Source organism: Bacillus sp. GbtcB14, assembly GCF_019091205.1.
GTDB lineage: Bacteria > Bacillota > Bacilli > Bacillales > Bacillaceae_G > Bacillus_A > Bacillus_A cereus_AG.
This window is the reverse complement of record NZ_JAGXJT010000120.1, coordinates 1-279: the sequence shown is the minus strand read 5'-3', so window position 1 is coordinate 279 and position 279 is coordinate 1. Positions and strand designations below refer to the sequence as shown.

Below are 279 nucleotides of genomic sequence, written 5' to 3'. Positions count from 1 at the left end.
AACTTAATCACTGGAGTGTTGTCGCTCCTGCCCTTCTTGCATTTTCTCATCCTCTTAATCACATTGTTCGTCAACAAGTCACCGGGGCCCTCAACGTAGTCGAGCACCTCCTCCTCGAGTTCCTGTACCTCCTTGAGTTCTTGCGCCTCTTCGAGTTCTTGCTCTACACGTTCCTCCTTCTCAGCTAGCTTGCGTTTCTTGCCTTCAGGTTTATTCTTCTCCTCGACGTCGAGTGGACGTTTGCCTGGCTTGCCGACGCCAACAGCCTTTTCTAGGGTC

At 51.6% G+C, this 279-nt stretch carries 1 protein-coding gene; it reads right to left on the bottom strand.

The genetic code is table 11. From position 1 onward, the window contains the following. Nucleotides 1-279: hypothetical protein (locus tag KVT31_RS29505; protein ID WP_217613723.1), on the bottom strand; the 279-nt coding region annotated here is incomplete at both ends.